At 58.3% G+C, this 3,649-nt stretch carries 4 protein-coding genes and 1 pseudogene; 4 read left to right on the top strand and 1 reads right to left on the bottom strand.

The genetic code is table 11. From position 1 onward, the window contains the following. Nucleotides 1-441: pseudogene (locus V7E00_RS20025) on the bottom strand (IS5-like element ISAba13 family transposase); the annotation flags it as partial. A gap of 39 nt (nucleotides 442-480) precedes the next feature. Between V7E00_RS20025 and V7E00_RS20020 the strand changes: the two are divergent. From V7E00_RS20020 to V7E00_RS20005, 4 genes are read left to right on the top strand one after another with little or no spacing between them, the layout of a single operon-like run. Then, nucleotides 481-735 (top strand): GGDEF domain-containing protein, encoded by a 255-nt coding sequence (locus V7E00_RS20020; protein WP_106629086.1) that lies wholly within the window; start codon nucleotides 481-483, stop codon nucleotides 733-735. 11 nt (nucleotides 736-746) lie between these two features. Further along, nucleotides 747-1,235: a phosphate-starvation-inducible PsiE family protein gene (locus V7E00_RS20015; protein WP_004882734.1), complete on the top strand. Its 489-nt coding sequence runs from the start codon at nucleotides 747-749 to the stop codon at nucleotides 1,233-1,235. Next, entirely contained in the window at nucleotides 1,222-2,055 is an 834-nt protein-coding gene (locus V7E00_RS20010) for a zinc metalloprotease HtpX (RefSeq protein WP_004882732.1), read from the top strand. The genes V7E00_RS20015 and V7E00_RS20010 overlap by 14 nt, the downstream gene beginning before the upstream one ends. Before the next feature lie 19 nt (nucleotides 2,056-2,074). Beyond that, nucleotides 2,075-3,226 (top strand): S1C family serine protease, encoded by a 1,152-nt coding sequence (locus V7E00_RS20005; protein ID WP_002072799.1) that lies wholly within the window; start codon nucleotides 2,075-2,077, stop codon nucleotides 3,224-3,226. Nucleotides 3,227-3,649 lie beyond the last annotated feature (423 nt).

Genomic DNA, 3,649 nt, shown 5'->3' with positions numbered 1-3,649 from the left:
ACGCCATTGGCGACGATATTCAGGCTGATGTTTTTTACGCTTCCATTCACCCTCACCTAAGAATTTCAGACCTGTGGAGTCAACGATTAGATACAGTCCATCACAACTTTTTTGATAGCTAATCACAATATCAATATGCTGTTGTCGTCTACAAATTGTAGTGTAGTCTGGCGCTATCCAATTTAACCTACAAAGATGGATGAGACTTTGAACAAAGCCAGTGACCATGCGTAAAGACAATCGAAAGAGAAATTTAATCATTAGGCAGCATTGGATAGCTGCGTCGGAGTAAGTTTGATTTCGTCCTTGTTTGCCTTTTGATGGGGCATACCATTGCGTAGCAGGATCAAACCAAATGGCAATATTTCCACGATTAATGAGAGCTCGGTTATATGAAGACCAATTGGTTGTGCGATAAATTTTAGGTGTCGACTTATTCATTTGAAAATTATATTGTGGAATAAGCCTTTAGAGATAGGTTTGTGCAACAAAGCCGAAGCGGCATCGATTGAAGACGCCCAAGTATGGGCGAAGCGATTTCGTCAGGACGTTGCGACGACAGCGGTGGTGTGTGGAGAGGTGTCGATCAGCTATAGCGCCAGCATGGGGGTGGCCCCCCTTGACGTCTGCTTAAACTCTTCCGAGCAGGTGATGCAGCAGGCGGACAGCGCGCTCTACCAGGCAAAAAGACAAGGGCGCAACCAAGTTGTGGGCGCACAAGTATTTCAGAATTGAGAGGAATAGCGATGAAGGAAAAGCAACCGGACCCGATCAAAACATTTCGTGCCCAATGGGCAGTGATGACGTTCTACGAGCGCTTCGAACAGGTGATCGCGCTCGCGCTGTCCGCAATCATTGCCGTGATCATCGTGGTCTCGCTGCTGCAGCTGATCTCGATCGTCTTCAGCCTGCTGGTCATCGATGCGTTCAATCCGCTCGATCACAAGGTCTTCCAGACCGTGTTCGGCATGATCATGACGCTGCTCATCGCCATGGAGTTCAAGCATTCCATCGTGCGGGTGGCCTTGCGCCGCGATAGCATCATCCAGGTCAAGACGGTGATCCTGATCGGGCTGATCGCCCTGGCGCGCAAGTTCGTGATCCTCGACCCGGAGACCAGCCCCGCCAAGATCGCGGCGCTCGCAAGCGCGATGCTGGCCCTCGGGGCGACTTACTGGCTGCTGCGCGAGCGCGCTGACCGGGCCGCCGGGGAAAGCCCAAATGAGCCATCGTGATCGGCGCCACGCGCAGGCTGCCGGCGCGCGGCATCGCTGGCTCAATCGCCTGCAAACCGCGCTGTTGGTGCTGACCCTGCGGCTGTATGGCGCACGCCCTCTGCACCCGAATGAAGCGCCCGATCTTTGGGCTGTGTTGCGCGAACTGGCGGCGCGGGCCGGGTTGCCTGCCGTGCCGGTACCGCACTACGTGCCCAGCGGGGTCGTCAACGCCTTCGCCACCGGTACGAAGCATCACGCGGCCATCGCGCTGACCGACGGTCTGCTGCGTAGCCTCACGCCCCGCGAGTTGACCGGCGTGCTCGGCCACGAAATCGCGCATATTGCGAACGAGGATTTGCGTGTCATGGGCCTGGCCGATTCCATCAGCCGGCTCACCCATCTTCTGGCCTTGTTGGGGCAAATCATGCTCCTCTTCAGCCTGCCGGCCTTGCTGTGGGGCACAGTCGCTATCCAGTGGCCGGCGCTGCTGTTGCTGGCCGTTTCGCCACAGCTCGCGCTGCTGGCGCAACTGGGTTTGTCGCGGGTGCACGAATTCGACGCCGACCGGCTCACCGCCGAATTGACCGGCGACCCACAGGGATTGGCTTTGGCGCTCGCCAAGATCGAGCGGGAGAGTCGCGCCCGGCTGCTGCCCGGATGGGGCAACCCGGAACCCTCCTGGTTGCGCACGCATCCGGCGACGACAGAGCGCATCCAACGCTTGCGGGAATTGGCTGATTCGATGGCACCGCAACCGCTTCATTCCAGCCCATTTCTGCCGGACATCCCCTTGGCGCCACGCCCACCGCGTTGGCGCGCCAGCGGTGTCTGGCGCTGATTTCAACAAGGAGAATGGCATGACCTACCCCGACCTCAACAGCCGCCCGGCGCCGGACCGATTCATCCGGCGCTGGCTCGTCATCACTGGCTGCATCGCCGCACTCATGCTGCTGTGGCAGTTCTTGCCTGCCATCGAAGCCTGGTTCAGTCCGCGCGAAGCGGCCGAGCGCACGGTGACACCGCGTGGTGATCTGGCGGCAGACGAGCAGACCACCATCCAACTGTTCGAGAAATCGCGCGGGTCGGTGGTTTACATCACCACGGCGCAACTGGTGCGTGACGTCTGGTCGCGCAATGTCTTTTCCGTGCCGCGCGGCACCGGCTCCGGCTTCATCTGGGACGATGCCGGCCACGTGGTGACCAACTTCCACGTCATCCAGGGGGCATCGTCTGCCACGGTCAAACTGGCCGACGGTCGCGATTATCAGGCTGCGCTGGTGGGCGCCAGCCCCGAGCACGACATCGCCGTGCTCAAGATCGGCGTCGGCTTCAAGCGCCCGCCCGCTGTGCCGGTGGGCACCAGTGCCGACCTCAAGGTCGGGCAGAAAGTGTTCGCTATCGGCAATCCCTTCGGATTGGACTGGACGCTCACCACCGGCATCGTCTCGGCGCTCGACCGCACCCTCGACGGCGAAGGGGGCGGGCCTGCCATCGATCACCTGATCCAGACCGACGCCGCTATCAACCCCGGCAACTCCGGCGGCCCGCTGCTCGATTCGGCCGGGCGGCTGATCGGCATCAACACCGCCATCTACAGCCCTTCGGGCGCGTCCGCTGGCATCGGTTTCGCTGTGCCGGTGGATACCGTCATGCGCGTGGTGCCGCAACTCATAAAGACCGGCAAGTACATCCGTCCGGCGCTGGGCATCGAGGTGGATGAGCAGCTCAACGCGCGTCTGCAGGCGCTGACCGGTAGTAAGGGCGTATTCGTATTGCGCGTGACGCCGGGCTCGGTGGCGCACAGGGCCGGGCTCGTCGGCATCGAGGTCACCGCAGGCGGCATCGTGCCCGGCGATCGCGTTATCAGCATCGACGGTATCGCCGTCGACGACGTCACCACATTACAGGCCCGGCTAGACGACAAGAACGTTGGAGATGTTGTGGTCTTGTTAGTGGAGCGGGCCGGCAAGACTCGCGAGATGCTTGTGGAACTACAACCGGGAGTTTGATGGAAAGTGGGTCATGGATCTGCACAGCGAAGCAGTCAAGCGACTTCAGCCTTGCGCCGAACTACGAGCCCTAGCTAGTGCAGTGTGGGGAAGGCTGTTTAGGTTAAATGGATATAAGGGAGTCATTTTTGATTGTGTTTTTAAAAGAAGGTGTTGATTTTTTTGGGTAAGCATTTAGGGCGTCCAAGGGTTGGAGCAGTTGGCACGGATGAGAGAGCTCAATGCTCGCTAGGGATTGGATCTATGTGTTTTTTCTGACTGACTGCTTACGTGTTGGAACGGGCAACATCGGAAAAGGATGAATTTTTATTTTCACCATTTACCGTATTTTTCGAGCCTGGGCGAAAATTAGGATGATACTTTAGCGCGGCTTTGTTGCACAAAGATTTGAAATGCAAAGCGCCCCTAATTGAGCCAAATTTA

This window comes from Sphingomonas sp. (assembly GCF_036731925.1).
GTDB lineage: Bacteria > Pseudomonadota > Alphaproteobacteria > Sphingomonadales > Sphingomonadaceae > Sphingomonas.
This window is presented reverse-complemented; position numbering and strand designations above follow the sequence as displayed.

What these genes read in the sequence shown, in the direction of transcription:
- V7E00_RS20015 (WP_004882734.1), top strand. Translation starts at nt 747, where the DNA reads ATGAAGGAAAAGCAACCGGACCCGATCAAAACATTTCGTGCCCAATGG.
- V7E00_RS20005 (WP_002072799.1), top strand. Translation starts at nt 2,075, where the DNA reads ATGACCTACCCCGACCTCAACAGCCGCCCGGCGCCGGACCGATTCATC.
- V7E00_RS20010 (WP_004882732.1), top strand. Translation starts at nt 1,222, where the DNA reads ATGAGCCATCGTGATCGGCGCCACGCGCAGGCTGCCGGCGCGCGGCAT.